This is a genomic window from Brevibacillus sp. HB1.1 (assembly GCF_013332445.1).
In the GTDB taxonomy this organism is placed as follows: domain Bacteria; phylum Bacillota; class Bacilli; order Brevibacillales; family Brevibacillaceae; genus Brevibacillus; species Brevibacillus porteri.
On record NZ_JABMIV010000006.1, the window covers coordinates 73,163 to 91,766 of the forward strand.

General features: G+C 45.3%; 15 protein-coding genes. 3 read left to right on the forward strand and 12 right to left on the reverse strand.

From position 1 onward, the window contains the following. Positions 1-144: 144 nt before the first annotated feature. Positions 145-2,739: a winged helix-turn-helix domain-containing protein gene (locus HPY27_RS16840; RefSeq protein ID WP_174225506.1), complete on the forward strand. Its 2,595-nt coding sequence runs from the start codon at positions 145-147 to the stop codon at positions 2,737-2,739. Here HPY27_RS16840 and HPY27_RS16845 read toward each other — a convergent pair. From HPY27_RS16845 to HPY27_RS16860, 4 genes are all read right to left on the reverse strand, one after another. Continuing rightward, positions 2,736-3,602 carry an SDR family oxidoreductase gene (locus HPY27_RS16845; RefSeq protein ID WP_174225507.1) on the reverse strand — a complete coding sequence of 289 codons (867 nt, stop codon included), beginning with the start codon at positions 3,600-3,602 and terminating at the stop codon, positions 2,736-2,738. The two genes, HPY27_RS16840 and HPY27_RS16845, sit on opposite strands and share 4 nt — an antisense overlap. 3 nt (positions 3,603-3,605) lie before the next feature. Further along, positions 3,606-4,109, reverse strand: coding sequence for a hypothetical protein (locus HPY27_RS16850; RefSeq protein ID WP_017251218.1), 504 nt, complete (start codon positions 4,107-4,109; stop codon positions 3,606-3,608). A gap of 106 nt (positions 4,110-4,215) precedes the next feature. Beyond that, positions 4,216-4,746, reverse strand: a complete 531-nt coding sequence (locus tag HPY27_RS16855) for a MarR family winged helix-turn-helix transcriptional regulator (RefSeq protein ID WP_017251219.1) — start codon at positions 4,744-4,746, stop codon at positions 4,216-4,218. Positions 4,747-4,791: 45 nt separating this feature from the next. Next, a complete protein-coding gene (locus HPY27_RS16860) occupies positions 4,792-5,562 on the reverse strand; it encodes a 3-hydroxyacyl-CoA dehydrogenase (protein WP_017251220.1) in 771 nt (256 codons plus the stop codon). Positions 5,563-5,835: 273 nt separating this feature from the next. Here HPY27_RS16860 and HPY27_RS16865 point away from each other — a divergent pair, with 273 nt between their 5' ends. Further along, positions 5,836-6,924 (forward strand): DUF418 domain-containing protein, encoded by a 1,089-nt coding sequence (locus HPY27_RS16865; protein ID WP_174225508.1) that lies wholly within the window; start codon positions 5,836-5,838, stop codon positions 6,922-6,924. A 95-nt stretch (positions 6,925-7,019) separates the two neighbouring features. Continuing rightward, positions 7,020-7,493 (forward strand): GNAT family N-acetyltransferase, encoded by a 474-nt coding sequence (locus tag HPY27_RS16870; RefSeq protein ID WP_017251222.1) that lies wholly within the window; start codon positions 7,020-7,022, stop codon positions 7,491-7,493. A gap of 57 nt (positions 7,494-7,550) precedes the next feature. Here HPY27_RS16870 and HPY27_RS16875 read toward each other — a convergent pair whose 3' ends face one another. The 8 genes from HPY27_RS16875 to HPY27_RS16905 form a co-directional block, all read right to left on the reverse strand. Then, the gene (locus HPY27_RS16875; protein WP_173623020.1) at positions 7,551-8,573 is read right to left on the reverse strand and encodes a tripartite tricarboxylate transporter substrate binding protein; all 1,023 of its coding nucleotides are present in this window, start codon (positions 8,571-8,573) and stop codon (positions 7,551-7,553) included. Beyond that, positions 8,563-10,080 (reverse strand): tripartite tricarboxylate transporter permease, encoded by a 1,518-nt coding sequence (locus tag HPY27_RS16880; RefSeq protein ID WP_483296515.1) that lies wholly within the window; start codon positions 10,078-10,080, stop codon positions 8,563-8,565. The genes HPY27_RS16875 and HPY27_RS16880 overlap by 11 nt, the downstream gene beginning before the upstream one ends. 27 nt (positions 10,081-10,107) lie before the next feature. After that, a complete protein-coding gene (locus HPY27_RS16885) occupies positions 10,108-10,581 on the reverse strand; it encodes a tripartite tricarboxylate transporter TctB family protein (RefSeq protein ID WP_017251225.1) in 474 nt (157 codons plus the stop codon). A 116-nt stretch (positions 10,582-10,697) separates the two neighbouring features. Continuing rightward, positions 10,698-10,991, reverse strand: a complete 294-nt coding sequence (locus tag HPY27_RS16890; RefSeq protein WP_144612657.1) for an HD domain-containing protein — start codon at positions 10,989-10,991, stop codon at positions 10,698-10,700. 158 nt (positions 10,992-11,149) lie between these two features. Continuing rightward, positions 11,150-11,275: a hypothetical protein gene (locus HPY27_RS30380; RefSeq protein ID WP_017251227.1), complete on the reverse strand. Its 126-nt coding sequence runs from the start codon at positions 11,273-11,275 to the stop codon at positions 11,150-11,152. Positions 11,276-11,278: 3 nt separating this feature from the next. Further along, complete coding sequence (locus HPY27_RS16895) at positions 11,279-12,562, reverse strand: helix-turn-helix domain-containing protein (RefSeq protein WP_174225510.1); 1,284 nt, start codon at positions 12,560-12,562, stop codon at positions 11,279-11,281. A gap of 335 nt (positions 12,563-12,897) precedes the next feature. Next, complete coding sequence (locus tag HPY27_RS16900; protein WP_174225511.1) at positions 12,898-13,335, reverse strand: hypothetical protein; 438 nt, start codon at positions 13,333-13,335, stop codon at positions 12,898-12,900. Position 13,336: 1 nt separating this feature from the next. Beyond that, on the reverse strand, positions 13,337-18,433 hold the full coding sequence (locus HPY27_RS16905; RefSeq protein ID WP_174225512.1) for a polymorphic toxin type 30 domain-containing protein: 5,097 nt from the start codon (positions 18,431-18,433) through the stop codon (positions 13,337-13,339). Between the last annotated feature and the right edge of the window lie 171 nt (positions 18,434-18,604).

The following is an 18,604-nucleotide window of genomic DNA, read 5'->3' on the forward strand; positions in this document are numbered from 1 at the left end:
GCCTTAAAGTGACTGGCATGCAAAAGATGGCGGTTTAGGACCTGCTTCTCGGGACAAAAGACTCTTTCTTTTTTCAAATGTCGATTTTTGCCGATAACAAGTATAATGGACACATACGATTCTAATACATAGGACGGTACAAACATGCTCCATCATTCCATTATGCTGAAAACCAAAACAGCAATGCCCGCCGTTCGATCGAATAGCGTTCACAGGAGCCGACTGCTGCAAAAAATGGACGCTGGTCTGCAATGCCGACTGACCACGTTATACGCCCCAGCCGGGTATGGAAAAACGACCTTGCTCAGTCAATGGGCGCATCAGTACGGCGGTACCACTGTATGGCTCTCACTCGATGAGATGGATAATGACTTGATTCGCTTTTGGAGATACATCGTATTTACACTGTCTGAATCTGACTTCGCAGAACTCTCCGAACGAATGGAACCAGCCATGAAGGCAACCAGTCATACCTCGATCTTGACCTTCATCGATTCCCTGCTCAATGAACTCGCTTCTACGACGCAGCCCCTTGCTATCATTCTCGATGACTACCACGTGATCTCGGATGAGACGATTCACAACAGTCTCGCTTATTTTCTGGAATATGTCCCGAGCCACGTCCATCTGTACATCGCCAGTCGCAACACATTGCCTTTTTCTACAGTCAAATGGAACGTACGTCATGAAGTATGTCACATTGAGTCAGGACAATTTCTTTTCAGTCATCAAGAGACGGACAGCTTTTACCGGCAGGTTCACGATTTACCTCTGACCGAAATGCAAATCGAGCAGCTGGTGAAAAGTACGGAGGGTTGGGTCGCCGGCTTGCAGCTCGCTGCCATTTCACTCGTGAATATGGAAAACCACGATCAATTTTTTGCCGGATTTACTGGCTCTCATCGCAATATTTCGGAGTATTTGTTTCATGAAGTGATCATGCGACTCCCGGAAGAGGAGCGCAGCTTCTTGCTCAAAACCTCTGTGCTGGCGAGAATGGACGCTCACGTGTGTCGCGCTCTGACCGGCCTGCCCCAGTGCCAACAAATGCTGACCCACTTGCACCGCCAAAACATTTTCTTAATCCCGTTGGATGATTACGGGACGTGGTATCGGTACCATCACTTATTTGCCGATTTTTTGCGCAGTCAATTGGAGCAGACAGCTCCCGGAGAAGCACGTGTGCTGCACCGGCTAGCCAGTGAGAGCTATGCGGAGCGTGGAATGATGGACGAAGCGATCGATCATGCGATTGCCGCTGCCGATTACACGTTGGCTGTAAGCTTCCTTGCGCAACATATTCCGGCACTGCTTCAACGCGGCGAGTTTTCCAGCTTTCTCAGAACGCTGGACAGCATCCCTGATCACGCGAACTATTTCTCACCACTTTTTCGCCTGATCTATGTGTTCCTCTTGGTTACCTGCGTTCAAACGGATCGGGCGGAGCTGGCCCTCACCAAATTGGAGCAAAGCATTGCTGACATAGAAGATTCAACAGAGCACCGGCAGTTTTTGAGCGGTCTGTTTTTTGTTCGAGCCAATTTGGTGTTCGCCACTATGGATTTTGATCGCTGGATCGCCAGTTCTTCACAGTTAAGTGGTGGACTTCCTGAGAGTCCGTTGTTTTACCACTTTAATTACAACACGACAGAACCATTTATTCGGCGAACGAGATTCGGGTTAAAAGGAATCCTATCCGATCAGACAGAGCTTGTAGGCAATCAGTTCTCCGACATACTTGAAGCACATGGCTGGAAGGACTCCTTGATTAATTTGTACGTCGTTCAGGCATTAGCAGAGGGGTTTTATGAGGAAAACAGGCTGGAAGAGAGCCTTGCGTATCTGCAGCGCGTTCGTTTCGTTGCCCTACACAAGCAAATTCCTGGCCTACTCATCCCCTATGTCCTGACATCCGCCAAACTCAAGCTGGTAGAGGGGAATTTTTCTGCGGCCCGCAAAATCGTTTCGGAGGCAGTTGAGACGGTCGCGAGCTGGGGTGCTACGTATTGGTTCAACCCGTTACAAGCATTTCTCGCACACATCGCGATTCAGGAAGGGGATATCGCTTTGGCGAAAGCGGAGTTGTCCAAGCTTCCCCCCTCCATTTTCAATCAGCCTAGCATTCAGAGAGAATTAGAGGTTTTGACCTATGTCCGTTTGTTGCTCGCCCAGCAGCAGGAACAGGAAGCCTTGCGTATTTTAGCGCTCCTAAAGCCATCCAGTATACGCGAGGAGCTATTGATCAGTCAGGTAGACATCGCCGTTCTACAAGCACTCGCTCACCAACAGTGCGGCAACAAAAAGGAAGCGCTGGCTTTCCTCCACGAAGCGCTCTTAATTGGCGAAAACAACTGCTACGTCCGTAGCTTTCTAGACGAAGGAACGGCGATGTCTCACCTCTTGCACGATTACCAATTACGCTTGAAAAAACGATCCCAACACCCAGGTCCGTCTGTATCTGCTGCGTACGTCAATCAACTACTATCTCTTTTCCCTAAGAAAATGGAGAAAAGAAAAGCTCCTTTGATCGAGCCGCTAACCGGGAAGGAAATGATCATCCTTTCCATGCTGGCGCAAGGAGCATCCAACAAGCTAATCGCCGATGAGCTAGGGAACACGCTCGGGACGGTCAAGGTGTATTTGCATCGGATATATGGCAAGCTCGGTGTCACTAATCGCACACAAGCTCTTCTGAAAGCGCAAGAAATTTCGCTGCTAGAAAATAGCCCTGTTGATTAACGGAACTTTTCAATATGCTCTTGCAGAAAAGCGTCCAGCTGGCGAGGTTCTCTGCCAAGGACACGCCCTACATCGTCTGTCGGCTTTTCCGGGATCGCTACTGCCATAGCTTGAATTTCAACGACATGACTGGCGAGCCACTCTGGCATGTTTCCGTACTCCATCAGATCACGTCGGAGTGCTTCGCTATCCTTGTTGATGTACGTAATCGGGCGGTCGAGCAGATCGGACAGCTTGCTCGCAATTTGCGGATAGCTGAAAACCTCAGAACCAGTCAGGGTGTATACACGACCTGCCTTTTCAGGGTAGGTCAATACCTTTGCGGCAACATCGGCGATATCCCGGCAATCGATAAAGTTGCATGCTGTTTCACCCATCGTACCGAAGAAACCATGTTGCGTCTTGATCGTCGGTGCGAAGCGGAGCAGATTTTGCATAAAGGCGTACGGTCGCAGTACGGTACTTTTCATACCCGATTCTGATAAAGCGCTCTCGATTTCCTGGTGCCATCCCGCTACGGCGACTGGCGCCTTTTCGTCGTAGGCTGGACTGGATATTTTCACGATATGCTGGATCCCAGCCTCAGCTGCTATGCGAATCATCGATGTTTCCAGCTCGACCTGATTGGGACTGTTTGAAAGGGAAAGGAAGAGCTGATTCGCACCCGCAAACGCTCGGCGCAATGATTCAGGGTCAGAAGCTTCCACTGCTGCGACTTCCACCGTAGATGCTGCCTGCTCTCCCATTAGCATCTGAATTTTTTCCGGCGTTCTGCTCAATGCCCGGGTTGGGACACCAAGCTCTATCAATCGTTTCAAAAGTGCACTACCTATGGTTCCTGTTGCTCCCATCACTACGATCATTTTCTATCGCCTCCGTATCTGATTCCTGTTTTGATGGTCATGGTTGATGGCACTACGCCACCGCCATGTGATTAACGTGCTGGCGATTATTGCTGACAGCGGGAAGTCGATCCAGACACGACTTAGCCAAGCCAACGATTCACCGGGCGCAAAGATGACAAGTAACTCCGTTGTTAGCCATGCTGCCAAGAGACCGATCACTGCCATTGTCATTCCCATAACCGCTACCAGCGCCAAATGAGGCATGCGGGTGACCCAGCGTTTATGTATACCACGGCTCTGTAACCATCGCCCAAACAGTGCGGCAATCAATGCGGATGTTCCGCCAATCGTGGTCAATGCCCCTATTTGCAGCCCTTTGTCAGCGGTGATCCATCCCCCTATGCTCGCCATGATCGCAGGAGACAAATAAGCCATGATTACTTCTCGCCATAAAACAAACGATTTTCGTTCTGAACGTGCGCCTTTGATCGGATAAACACCTCCCGCTTTTGCAGGGTCATGCATGTGTTTCACCTCCTTTCCCCTTTTCGAAAATATAATTAGGAACCTAACTATATAAAGATGAAAATGGGCTAGCTACCTAGCCCGCTTTACTACTTGCCTGCTCTTACTATTCGTCTGTCAGTGCCGAGATGCCTTGTGTCACGCGGCCCAGCAGGTCGAGAAACACACTGCGCTCCTCGGTATTGAGCAATCCGACCATCGCTTCCAATCTCGCAAAGTGCTCAGGCGCCATTTCACGCAGCTTGCTAGCACCGAGCTCTGTTAAAATGACCGATTTTTGCCTGCCATCTTTTGCACTCGCTCGTCGGGAAACAAGGCCATCGCGCTCCAGGATGTCGATCAGACCAGTAACAGTAGCCCGTGTTACCCCCAGATGCTCTGCCAATTGTGAAGGCAGCACTTCCCCACCGTTATCTTCGAGGTCTGCCAATAAGCGATATCGTCCTGTTGATAAGCCGAATCTGGCAAAATGTATTTCGGCCGCATGCCCAAGCTTGGCTCCTGCCTCCATCAGCCTAGCAGCGACGAGTACAGCTTGCGCATCAACATCGAGTCCATACTGATCAATCTGGCGCTGCGATTGAACAAGCGATGGGATCGCTTCTTCTTGTTTTCTTCCGTTTGAATGGTTTGTCATGGATATAGTATGGCACCTAACTATTTTCCTGTCAACACGTCTTCTCTATTTCGGTGCCATCCTGATTGCCCCATCCAGCCGGATCGTTTCACCATTCAACATCGAATTGGTGATGATGCTGTTCACGAGCATCGCGTATTCTTGCGGATCACCCATGCGTGCGGGAAAAGGAACAGTCGCACCCAACGCATCTTTTACAGAACGAGGCAGTTGGTCGTACATCGGCGTGTCAAATAGACCCGGAGCAATTGCCATCACGCGTACGCCATACGAAGCCAGGTCTCTTGCTAGCGGCAGGGTCATGCTTACGATTCCGCCTTTGGAGGCGCTATAGGCAACCTGCCCCACCTGCCCTTCAAAAGCTGCCACCGATGCGGTATTGATGATGACACCCCGCTCCCCCTGTTGGTTCGGCTCGTTTCCTGCCATTTGCTCCACTGCCAACCGAATGACATTAAAAGTACCGATCAGATTGACTGAAATAACTTTGCTGAAGGATTCCAGTGGATGTGGACCGCTTCGCGACAGCGTTTTTTGTGCCAAACCGATCCCTGCACAGTTGACTACGGCGTGAATCGTACCGAATGTGCCAGCAGCCTGATCGATTGCATCGCGTACACTCGCCTCACTCACGACATCCGTATGCACGAACAAAGCATTTTCGCGCCCCAGCTCATTCGCCAGCGCTTGCCCCTTCTCCACCGTCAAATCAAGAATGGCTACTCTTCCCCCGTGTTGAACTACATTCCTCACAGCGGCTTCTCCCAAACCGGAAGCACCACCCGTTACAATGGCAACCACTTCCCGCATATCCAAGCCATTCTCTCCCTTCCTCTACAATTGCATCCGCATTCAGAAAAAAGCTATGCAAGTTGGATACCAAACGAATCCCCCCTTGCCACACGTGGTTTTTACAAGCGACAAGCTGTCTCGACCTTCTCAAATCCAGACAGGTATGAGACATCTGTGTCCGGGCAAAGGACAGTTGTGCTTATCCATCTCCACCATTTTAGGGCTTGCTATTTACAATCAATCCCATTATATTTTACTTACCGGTAAGTAAATAAAAGTGGAGAGGAAAGAACCCGGATGAAAGTGTCTTCTACCAGAGTCATTGGTCTCGATTTTGCGCGCGCGTGGGCCATGCTCGGCATGATGATCGTCAACTACGTTGTCATCTTGAACGCAGAGCATAACGGACCTGACTGGCTCATCGCTTTATCCAGTTTGTTTCAAGGTAGAGCATCTACCGTATTCGTTGTTTTAGCGGGAATCGGCATTGCGTATATGACAAAAAAGGCCAGGACCTCAGGTGACCCGGCCCTCTTGCAGGCTAGCCGCCACGTCCTTTGGAAGCGCTCCTTATTTTTATTCGTGACCGGGATGTTGCTCTATCTCGGTAGTTGGAGCGGCGACATCCTGCATTACTACGGTGTCTATATGCTCATTGCCTCCTTCCTCCTCGTCGTATCGGAGAAAACGCTTCTTCTCGCATTTAGCGGTATCCTGCTCACAGCTCAAACGCTACAATTGTCGCTCAACTACATGCAAGGGTGGAACCCGAAGCAACCATTTATCGAGTATCTTGATTTTTGGACAGTCGAAGGATTCCTGCGCAACTTGCTGTACAACGGCTATCACCCGGTATTTCCCTGGATGTGCTTTTTCCTTCTCGGCTTGTGGCTGGGTCGACTCAACCTGCTCGATCGATCTGTACGCAAAAAAATGTTGGGCTGGGCAACTGCTCTGTTCGTCAGCTTGGAGGTTTTATCGTATGGGTTGATCAAGCTCTCTATTCCGGTCGTCGGAAGCGAGATGGCCCTATTTCTATGGGGAACGAAACCAGTCCCACCCAACCTGTTTTATGTGCTGTCCAGCTCAAGCACCGCTGTCATCATCATCCTTCTGTGCGTCAGCTTTGCGGAAAAATTCGCGAACAGCTGGTTTACGCAGACATGGGTAAAAACCGGACAGCTGACACTGACACACTACGTCAGCCATATCATTGTCGGGCTCGGTTTCCTCACCTTGATTGGCAGACTCGAAAATCAAACGCTCGCTTTTGCGATGCTCTACGCCGTAGGATTCTTCCTTTTTTCCATTGTGCTCACGCTTGTATGGAGACGTTGGTTCGAGAGGGGACCGTTGGAGAGCTTCATGAGAAAAATAAGTAGGTAACCATTCTGTGGGTTCATCCGTCTGCTATATAGGAGAATTTTGCTAATCATACATACACCAATTTCGAAGTAGTCAGACGAACTGGAGATGATCTCATGAGTCCTATGGTTTTTTTCAAAAAGGCTGTCCCCGCGAACGCGGAGCAACTCACCCAAATTGCTGTTCGCTGCTTTGCTGAAGACGTCCAAAAGTATGGAGAAGGCCCTGCCGGACATGACCAGCCTGACCAGCATGTTTTGTTCATGCAAAAGGCCCATTACTATACGATCTTGCTGGATGACCAGATCGTTGGCGGTTTTTGCCTCCTTCCAGTCGATCATGAGCATTTGGAGCTGGGGATCATCTATGTCGATCCTGATAAACAAAACTTGCGTATCGGAAGCCAAACCATGCAATTCATGGAGGCCGCGTATCCACACATCAAGAAGTGGACGCTCGATACCGGCTATGAAGCCGAACGCAACCAGTACTTTTATGAGAAATGCGGTTACAAAAAGGTCGGCGAGACAGCGCCGAACGCAGCAAATGGTTTTTATAAATTCAGGTACGAAAAACGGATACCTAAATAAATAGATGGAAAGGGAGAACAGCTATTTAGCCATTCTCCCTTTTTTCGTTCGTCACCCTTATTTTCGAATGCCCTTCTTGGTCGCCAATTCCAAGTAGTACGCTGTTTCTTCCTGTGTTTCCTTCGTAAATGCTTCACTGGCCGCGTATGCCGGCTCCACCTGAATTTCACTCAGCTTTTGCAAAAAGGCTGGGTCCTTTTCCATCTTGGCAATCGCTTCTTCCCATTTGCGAATAACCGACTCTGGCGTTCCTTTGGCAAAAGACACTCCGGTCCACCAGAAAACCGACAAGCCTTGAATACCTTGCTCCTCCGCAGTAGGGACGTCAGGCAGGAATGGACTTCGCGTGTCACCAGATACGGCGAGGATTTTGACCTTGCCCGCTTGCAGCATCGGCATGATTTCCCCTACTGTATGCACCGCCAAAATCGCGTGCCCTCCAGCGACTTTCGGGACAGAATCGGAAGCGCCTTTTGTCACGATCATTCTCGTCTTGGAGAAGTCTGCTCCGATCACATCCAGCCACTCTGCTACCCCAAATGCGGAAAAGCCTGCTGGCCCTACAGAAGTCCATGTTAACTGCTCCGGATTCGCGCGCACCCACGCGGAAAATTCAGCGAAATCTTTCCAAGGCGCGTCGGCTTTTACTGCAAAAGCAAGCGTTCCTTTGCCAATCCTGGCCGAATAGACTTGATCCTCGTTTGTAATCGGCGGTGTTTTCATCCCAGCAGCGAGCATCGTCGTATTAGATACATTGACAGCAAGCGCTGTATAACCATCATGTTTGGCTTGCTTTAAGGCATACTCCGCTCCTACTGCCCCACCACCTCCCGCCTTGTTGACGACGATGATAGGCTGCCCCCATTCCTTGCTCAAATAATCAGCTGCCGCTCTGGCCACGAGGTCGACTCCGCCCCCAGCAGAATACGGCACGATATACTCCACCTGCTTCGATGGATAGGCCGACTCGGCTGTACCTTGATTTCCACATGCACTAACGACTGCCGCCAAAAGCAACGACATGATGACAGCCGCCCATTGTTTATACCCTCTCACTGACTCTTCCTCCCTACGCGACATCTACTCCCCGGTCTCTCTCTTCTTTCAACCGTTGCTGTGTCCGGCGGTTCAGCATCATGGAGATGATCAAGAGTGTTCCTGCTGCCAGCAAGATGGTCATCGATAAAGGCCGGAACAAAACAATGCTGAGATCACCCGAGCCCATCGCCATCGTTTGAATGAATGATTCTTCCAGAAGAGGTCCCAGAATGAAGCACAAAACCAGCGGAACAACTGGCCATTTATATTTGGAAAAGACATACCCAAGTCCGCCAAACAGAAACGCGACCCACACATCAAACATGCTGTTCCGCACACTGTATGCCCCAATCGTGCAGAACATCAGGATGATCGGAGCCATGATGCCATATGGCACCCTTGTCAATTTGACCCACACCCATACCATCGGGAGGTTCAGCACGAGAAGCATCGCATTCCCCACGAACATCGAGGCGATGACCGTCCAGACAAAGCTCGCATTTTGTTCAAACAAAACTGGGCCTGGCGTCAATCCGTAGATCATCAAGCCTGCCAACAAAATCGCCAGTGGTGGTGAGGAAGGAATCCCGAGTGAAAACAGCGGGATGAAGCCCGCACTGCTCGTCGCATTATTCGCTGCTTCTGGTGCCGCCACCCCTTCGATCGTTCCCAGACCGAACTTCTCGGGATGCTTCGATAGCTTTTTCTCCATATCGTACGCCAAAAACGACGTGATCGCAGCCGAACAGCCCGGCAGCAATCCAAGAAAAAAGCCGACAATCCCGCCCCTCAGCATAGGCCCGGCACTTACTCTCAAGTCTTCCTTTTTCGGGTAGACACTGCCCGGTTTGCCAATGAGGGTAGCTGTGCGTTTTTCATCAATCCCTTTAAGGACTTCTGTAATCGCAAACAACCCGATGATGATGCTAATCATGTCAAAACCTCCGACCAATGCGGGGACGCCGTAATCAAAGCGCGGCATGCCAGAGGATGGTCCCAGCCCAACTAGAGCGAGCGAATAACCGAATGCCCCCATCAAAAACGATTTGACCAATGATCCTCCTGATAGACTGACCATCAGCGTGAGAGCCAAAATCATCAGCGCAAAATATTCAGGCGGTCCGAATTTTAACGCTTGATCTGCCAAAATGGGCGCGAAAAAGACGAGTCCGATTACCCCGAGTACCCCTGCTCCAAACGAAGCGAGTGCGGATATCCCCAATGCCGGCCCACCTCTCCCTTTTTTCGCGAGCGGATAGCCATCCAAACACGTGGGGACTGATGATAGCTCCCCCGGGATATTCAGCAGAATCGCTGTCGTCGAGCCACCGTACATGGCACCGTAATAAATCCCTGCCAACATGATCATGCCTTGTGTCGGCTCCAGTATGGCTGTCACCGGAAGCAGAATCGCGATGGCAGAAGTGGGACCGAGACCGGGCAATACACCTACAAAGGTGCCGATAAGAGCGCCGAGTGCTGCCATGAGCAAATGCTCCGGGGTGAGGGCTGAAGCAAAACCAGCCAGTAATAGTTGGAACGTCTCGATGATCAGCACCTCCTTCTCATACTTGCTCTAAAACAAATCTCCTCCAGGCAGTGTGATATGCAGCGAATAGATGAACACCACATACAGCCCCCCTGTTAAAAGAACGGAGTACACGATGGACGTACGCCACCGATAACTGCCGATCAGGATAAAAAAGGCAAAAGAGACAAAGAGCGTAGCCATTGTGTAACCGATCGCGCCGAGCAGCCAGACATACAGCAACAGGAATAAAAAGCAAAGCAGTAGGCGCAGCCTTTTTCCAGGAAGAAGCGGTCCGGGATTTGGCGAAGAGGCTTCCTCCGTCACACGGAATGATTGGATAAGAAGCACACCTCCCAGCATGAAAAACAATAAACCGAGAATCGCTGGCAGCGTGTGATCCCCTACGTACAACGACGTCGAAAATGCCTCCAGACGATAGGCCTCGAACGAAATGAAGACTCCAAGGATCATACTTAGAAGGGCACCGATAAAATCCGGCTGATTATCCGGGCGTCTCATGTGTATCACCTCAGCAAAAAAGCTACCATAGCCTATGGCTCATGCGCCCATTGTGTGCGAAAGCAGAAAAAAACTACCATAGCCAGTCCGCACGGGACACAGCATATGGTAGTCAGTTAGATTTCGATTTCGATTTGGTCGATCAGACGAATAATGGCATGGGCGACTTTCGCTTCATACGTCTCATTGCTTTCGAACTCGCTCCAAAGCTCTTTGATATCGCTGTTCGAAACATCGTCTATTTGCAGCCCGCGAAAGGAGGAACCTGAGACGGAGGAGACATCGTGGATCATCAGCATTTTCAAAAGCTTCTCCATATTGGCTTGATTGCGGATCAGATGAGGCTCCATCCGCTTAACCACCATCCATAATTTTTGCGAATTGACCATCGTCGTCGTCACCATCTGCATCCGCTACCTCCACACCAATTATAACTATATATAACTAGTTATAATTAATTATAACGAATTACTCAAGTAAAAATGTTGTCTTCCGACTGTTGTGGTCCGTTTTGCAACTATAACAAATGCCCTCCAATTGGAGGGCATTGATCGTATTGTTCAGATGATTACCAAGGCTCCGGCCAGCCATATTGGATAATTGGATTGGATTGCTTGGCTGGTGGTTGTTCTACTAAAACTGGTAATGTAATGAAGGCAGTTAACATACACAAAGACAATATCCATTTCTTCATGACCTATACCTCCTGTTTGGATCTATGATTACTTCCATTATACACGTTTACCAATTTATGGAGTATATCAAACGGAAGATTTTTTTTCTGTGACACATAGAATTCAAAAAGAACGCTAAGACTCTTATCTGCTTGTTTGATCTCATTGATTGCCCGATAGTAATTCACGCTCTCCACAAGACTCTCGATTCCTAAGTTTACTTCGTTTTTTTGAATGTAAAAGGTGCCCTTCGTTCGGAAATACAGGCCTATTTGATTGTATTGATTCGGAGTAGTGAGACTCTTCGGCAAGATCGATGCTTCTGCCAAAAACAGATCACGGATTTTCTCTTCTTCTCCTACCTGAATATAAATCTCCAACAAATCATTCGCGATCACAACCTTGTCATCTTGTGCTTGCTGCGCAAGACATTCTTGTAATACCGGAATGGCCTTATCAAATTTCCCTGTCTTTCCGTATAGTTTCCCCCGAATATGTCTGGCATGTTTATGTACCTCGGGATAATCGAACATTTCGTATCTCTCCAGATAAAAATGTCCCAATGTGTAGTCTTCCAGCTCAAAATAGGAAATGATGATCGCAAGGATCGCTGCTGCTTTTTGCTCACTCTGACTATGGTCGATTTCAAGACCTTGTTTACACAGATGAATACAATCTGAATAGAATCCAAGACGCAATGCATGGAAGGAAAATTTATAGTAGGTCAAAATTCGCTCATTGATATGCAGATAGGATGTATAGTGTAATAGCTCCTTGCCCTCTACATAGGTTTGATCTAACTGGCTTAGATTTTCACGTCGAATCATATATCGTTGGAAAAGCGATCTTGCCAGATACAAAGGAATTCCATGCTCACGTGAGTAGTCACAGATCACGTCATAAAGAGCCAAGCGCAGTTCTTCATCCGCTTCCGTTCCTGCTGTTTGATACAAATAGTCTAAAGAAAGAAATGTATTGCTTTTGGGACAATTTAACAATTGCAAAGCTACTTTGTTGGTAAGAACCACATTCTTCTCTTGCATCACAGCCTCTAATAGAGACCGCAGTGTCGCTTCGCGCTTCATTTTATGTAAATAGGGTACGATCGCTGTATAAAGTGGAATATCCAGTACTTTTGCCAGTTTCATTACATGCTGCATATTTGGTAAAGTAAATGCATCGGATTCTATCTTACTAATGGTTCCAGAAGCTACACCTGTTCTTTCTGATAACTCAGTCAGTGTTAAGTTTGCTCTATTTCGATATACTCGTAATATGCCCCCAAAGGTTTTTCCCTCTGAAATCACAGCAAATACACCCTCCTGATGATTCCTTTTTATGGATATGATAGCACAATCATCCACGAATGATATAATCGATTTGAATCATTTTTAAATAGATTACACTTTTTACTAGAGTGAAGGAAGAAAAAGTGGATCGATCATACCTATACTTGGCAACATAAAAGGCTTCAATCCAAATTTGAGTGGATGAAGCCTTTATGCGAATCGAGCCATTGGTTTACTGAATGTGATATGAATTCTATTAAGTTGTACTGTCGAAATGATGACTTATCAGACATCATTACTTTGAGAATGATAAGCTTGTGGAATCCATTCCTTACACAAGTACCCAAGATTCCTTACTGCGATTTTTCGGGGTCGTAATTGATTTCCACCAATGCTTCGGCCGCAGTCTCCCTAATATAATCAGTCGGAGAATTTAAGTAAGGTTCAATTACATTGATAAATTTTTGATTTTTTGAAAAACCAATTATGGTTAATGCATAATCTAGAATAGGGGCGTCTAGAGTTGGTATAACGTTTGCTAATTTATCCCATTCTATGGTTTTGGCTACTTCTTGAAATGTTACTGCATTCGCAATTATTCGAAACAAACTCTCTTTTATTGCAAAGTTTTCTTCTACAATCGCAAGGTCTAGGGCATACTCTGTGATATTAATAACGTCATCCCGATTGAGTGTTCCATACTCGAGTAAATCACCAATTTCTTCTAATCTGGTAAATAGATCATCACTTCTATTTAGGAATAACCTTTTCAGATAAGTGACGTCAATCATATTATCCTCCTATGGGTGTTTGAATTGGTATATGAGTATCATTACCTAACTCTTCACTATAATTGGGGCTGTTTTTATTGTAAATTCCTCTTGTATGCCAATTTCCTTTAGAATCCAAGTACTTGTTTCCTCTTACAACTCTTACTATCCAATTATTTCTTGCATTACTTCCTTCTGGAGCTGATGCGTCGGGGCCATGAACTCTCACTCGCCATCCTACCCCATCCCCATTTTCTTCCCAGTGGTATTCAAATCCTTTTTCTACCTTCCCTTTAACTGGAGTTAATTCACGTCTTTTTGCATAAGTAGGAATTCTTGAAATAATATCATCTACTGTAGATCCTCTTATTCCAGCAAAATCTCCAACACGTCCTGTTCCTAACTTCGCAACATTACCAAAAATGATGCTCCCACGTTCACTTTTTAAGTAAGTGAATGCACGCTTAACAAACACACCACCTCTGAGATAGACAATAGTGCCACTAACTACTGGACCTATCACCCATCCAGCTGCTTCGGCAACAATAACTGCATCTCCAATAAGGAAGATTTCGACTGTTTCACCATACCTATCATGACCTAGTGATGAATCTGCATAAGCATACCCTAACAAGCGATCAGTGATTATTCCGTCTTCCTGTAAGTACCCCATGTTTCGTTCATAAACATCTTTTGCAACATGGGTACTCCACTTGTTAAGAGTTACTTGATATGCGACTACACTCATCAGTAAGTCACTGTCGTAAACCCCTGTATTTTCACCATCGTAAAAACCGATTTTTCTCAAATATTCTTGCATCCTACTGATCTTCTCACTTGGAATTGTAGCGTTTAATTGATTTAGTAACTGCACCAATTCAAATTGTTCAAGATCGACTGTATTTTTGACAACTACATCTGCATGGATTGGCCACTGCGGGAAATCAGCTGTTACGATCTTTACTTTATAACGACCTGATTGTGCAAAGCTACCAAACTGTGCAGAAACAATCCCATCCCATTCGAAAAATTGCTCCTCGGCTTTCACATTCTTTCTAATTTGTTCGTATACTTTTTCTTTTTTATCGTTAAATATTTGAATATATGTTGTTTCATGTGGACTTTTAAATGTCCATCTGAATGTAGCACTTTTTTTAAATCCTGGTGTTGCATCAATAACAGCATAGGACGGGCTTAACTTTATTTCTTTATGAGTAGTTTGATAGCCGCGGCTATCTGGTAATGTAAGCAATGCTTTAGTAGCATTTTCTGATGCGTTTTCATGATACTGAACTTTTGCAAAGTAAGTACCAGGTTGATTTGCAAAGAAGATTGTCTCTGGTTCATCAGGGTAGAACGTTTGAATTGACTTGCCAGACTCATCTTCTAATGTTATGGCATTTGCTGAGACGAACAAATGAATCTGTGCGGCTTCTTTTAGATTCAAGCGATAGTAATCCACATCAAACCTGGAGGACAATCTATCACTATATATCTCGTCCCACTCAGATGGAATTGCTCCTTCTCTTGCACTATCGGCATCCACAGCTTCAACTGTAATACGAGTATTTAGACTGCCATTAGTAGCACCTAATTTTAAATAGTGAGTTGTACCTGCACTCAGATGATATTCAAGCTTTGAGAAGAGCTTTCCATATGGACCATCCGGAACATTATCGTTTTCTGCCAATAATGTTGTGAATGTATCATCAGAATATAATTGAAGGTACGTATCGTTTTCGGGTCCTTCATTCTTATATGGGCTGGTAAAAAATCGATAGTTTCCAGAAACTGAAGGAGTAAATTTGTAATACAAGCTCTTACCAGAGTTTGCTGTTACATCTATAGGCTCATTTTCTTTCAAGATTTCAATATTTTCAGGGTCTGGGTTAGGATATGGCAATGTTGAGGGGGGCTGCCATGGTTCTACCCCTTCTATATTGATCGTAACCACATCACCAGAAGCTTTATTTTGATCGGTTATCCGAATAAAATATATCCCTGAACTCAAGGGAGTATAAGTAAGAGTATCACCCGAAGAAGATATAATTTTCGAACCATTTGGGTCATCTAAAAGAGTTATTGATCCTGTCCAACTGAGTCCTTTTTGCACTATTTTGATAGTTTGATTTGCTTGTGCCTTTACAATGTACCAAATGTCTTTAGATGAGCCAAAAGTATCTGTCTGAGGGCCTGGTAACGATACGGGTGTGGATACTAGCCATTCATACTTATTTTCTCCACCGCTTCCTCCAGTTAGCATCTTGATATAGTAGGTTCCACTTGTCTCGATCCTTACATCCATACGTGAAGTAGTATCGGATAGGATTTCTTTTTTTGCACTATCATACAAGACCCAGCCTTCAATCGGAGAGGAACCTTTCCCCCAAAGATGATAATTGGATCCTGCTTTTAATTCCGTCCGAAAGAAGATACTATCATTACTCGGAGTGGAAAAAGCAGCAATCGTACCTTTTATCCCATCCAAAGAAACTGAATATGCTTGGTTGAGATCTGATCCATCACCAGCTGTGATAGAAAATGTCTTTCCGCTACTCCCCGAAACTACTACAAAATAGGTACTTGTTTCCGCAGGGATAAAAGTAAGAGTGTCTAATGAAACCGTTTTTAGAGCAGCTTTGTTCGGATCATCGTATAAGTACTTACCGGTACCAAAACCACTCAAACCTGGTGTATAAACCCTTAAGGTATGATTCGCTTTTGCTTTCACTTGATACCATATTTTCTTTTCAGGCCCAATGGTATAGCTTTGAGGCGAAGATACGGATAGAGGGATAGATTTGAGAATATAGTATTGGTGCTCCCCAGCATTCTCACCGGTTAACAATTTAATGTAGTATGTTCCACTTGTATCAACCTTGATATCAGTACGTGAAGTAGTACCAGATAAAACCTCTCTTTGTGCGCTATCGTACAAGACCCAGCCTTTAGCTGATGGGTCTCCCCAAATGTGGTAGTTATACCCCTCTGTCAACTCCGCAGTAAAGTATAAACTGTCGTTTCCATGACCTGAGATTTTCCCAATACTCTTTTTGTCGTCTTTATCAAAAACGATTGCATATGCTTGCTCAAAGCTAGATCCGTCACCAGCAGAGATAGTAATTTTTTGTCCACTGTTTCCCTTTATTTTAATATAGTAAGTGCCGGGGGTTTTGGGTGTATATGTTAAGGTATTCTGTGTAGTGTAAGCTAATGATGGTTGAGTTAGATCACTGTAAATGTCTTTAGAGGTCCCACTCCCCTGAAGATCAGGTGTAAATACGCTTAACGTATGATTCTCTTGTAATGTAATAGAATACCAGTTATACCCTGAAGCTCCGATTGTATCTTCGATAGGACCAGGTGTAATTAATGGTTTGATCTCCTCTGGAAGAACGGAATTCAATGCATTCTTTTGTGAGGTAATTTCTACCTCATTCGAGATAAGCATTTCACCGGTTTCAGTCATAGCCGTTACTACATAGTATCTAGATTCATCAGAATTTTGATCAACGGAATGATCTACGTAGGAGGTTTCCGTTAGTTTTGAAATTAACTCTTCATAACTTTGAGAATTACTACTGCGCATTTTTACGCTATAACTCGTAATTTTGTCTTCCGTATTCCAACGAAGAACATTCCCGGTCATTGTTGGAGTTACATCAAGATCAATACGTTCTTGAGGATCAGTTACATCAATTTCAATATCTACCATCTTATCTTCATAATAAACACTGATCAGTGTTGTTCCTTCAGCATGTGCAGTTATCTTGCCATTACTAACACTAATTATCGCTTCGTCTTTTACCTTCCAAAGAGCCTCGTTTGTAACGTCTTTCATTGTGCCATCTGGATTTTGAAGCTCAACGGTTACTTGTTTTTCACCACCTACATCTAAAGCTACGCTATGAAGAGAAGGAATTAATGTAGGTTCATCCTGGTGTATCTGTACAGCAGTTACATTTGATAAAGTTGGTGATCCGTCGGTGCCAACCCCAATAATTCTATACTCGTAAGTGGTTCCCTTTTGTAATAAGGTATCCTTATAATTTGTTGCCCACAATTCATCCGTTATTTGTTCGAAGTCTTCATTACCAACTCGACGTTGCACGATATACTTTGAGTTTTCTGACCATTCACTCCAAGTCAACTGGATTTCTTCGTTTTCTTGTTGCGCACTAAGGTGAATAGATTCATCGGTACCAACCGATACTTCCATTTGGATTTCTTTTTGATTGTAAAAGCCGATGATCCTCGTTTTCCCTGCATTCATTGCTTCTATCTTTTCGTTGGTTATCGAAACAATACTCTCATCTTCGACTTTCCATTTTATCTTGGTGCTTACATCTCTAGTAGTACCATCTGTAAACTTCGCAATTATTTCTACTGATTTGGATTCACCGACTTGAAGGTCAAGGCTAGTAGAATCAGTTTCTAATGTAAAGTCATTCTGTCCTTTTTTCATTTTGATTTTTACTGGCTTTGAAACAACGGCATTTCCATTAGATAAGTGTGCTTCAACCCTATAGTAATAGGTTGTACCAGGTTTAACTGTATCATCAGAAAAAGTGTTCTTCTTCAGATCAGCCGCAAGAACTTCGTACTTTCTGTTATTTTCTCCTCGCTTCACTGTATAACTAGAAGCATCCATATCTCCCCAACTTAAAATGGCGCTTCCTTCATTTTCACTTGCCTTAATCTCTATATTCTCTGCGTTAGGTGATACTTGAACTGGAATTTTTAATTCTTGTTCTCCATACTGAACAGTTACCAAAGTTGAACCAATAGCTGTTGCAGTAAACTTTCCGTTTTTAATAGATACAATATCTTTCTTTTTGGGGTTCCAAGAGACCTCTTGAGTAACATCACCACTGTTGCCATAGGAGTCACTAAAGATACGAACGTTTGTCGATTCCCCGACTCGTAATTCCACTTTTTCATGAGATGCGAATAATGATTTTACTTTTTGATCAACCTTCTCTTCTTCAGAACTTGGGAGATTCACCTCTTGTAAACTGGACGCAGACACTCTTTGCACCGCGTTTGGAAGATAGCTTGTTGGGACTGAAACTGTTAATAATAGAACGAAAGCTAAAAATATTCTTAGGTACTTCTTCAAAAAAACGCCTCCATTATCCCTGTTTTTTACATAACACATAAATTTTAGGTTATATATCTTTGTTTTTACATAGGTCTTTTTTCTGGTTTTTTACAAATTATTGCAGGGTACTAAGAAAAAATGAAAGGCTATCCCTTGGCCATAATAAGCCTTATGAGATAGCCGTACTAC

Coding starts and splice junctions, on each gene's coding strand:
- HPY27_RS16840 (WP_174225506.1), top strand. CDS start 145: ATGCTCCATCATTCCATTATGCTGAAAACCAAAACAGCAATGCCCGCC.
- HPY27_RS16845 (WP_174225507.1), bottom strand. CDS start 3,602: ATGATCGTAGTGATGGGAGCAACAGGAACCATAGGTAGTGCACTTTTG.
- HPY27_RS16850 (WP_017251218.1), bottom strand. CDS start 4,109: ATGCATGACCCTGCAAAAGCGGGAGGTGTTTATCCGATCAAAGGCGCA.
- HPY27_RS16855 (WP_017251219.1), bottom strand. CDS start 4,746: ATGACAAACCATTCAAACGGAAGAAAACAAGAAGAAGCGATCCCATCG.
- HPY27_RS16865 (WP_174225508.1), top strand. CDS start 5,836: ATGAAAGTGTCTTCTACCAGAGTCATTGGTCTCGATTTTGCGCGCGCG.
- HPY27_RS16870 (WP_017251222.1), top strand. CDS start 7,020: ATGAGTCCTATGGTTTTTTTCAAAAAGGCTGTCCCCGCGAACGCGGAG.
- HPY27_RS16875 (WP_173623020.1), bottom strand. CDS start 8,573: ATGTCGCGTAGGGAGGAAGAGTCAGTGAGAGGGTATAAACAATGGGCG.
- HPY27_RS16885 (WP_017251225.1), bottom strand. CDS start 10,581: ATGAGACGCCCGGATAATCAGCCGGATTTTATCGGTGCCCTTCTAAGT.
- HPY27_RS16890 (WP_144612657.1), bottom strand. CDS start 10,991: ATGCAGATGGTGACGACGACGATGGTCAATTCGCAAAAATTATGGATG.
- HPY27_RS30380 (WP_017251227.1), bottom strand. CDS start 11,275: ATGAAGAAATGGATATTGTCTTTGTGTATGTTAACTGCCTTCATTACA.
- HPY27_RS16900 (WP_174225511.1), bottom strand. CDS start 13,335: ATGATTGACGTCACTTATCTGAAAAGGTTATTCCTAAATAGAAGTGAT.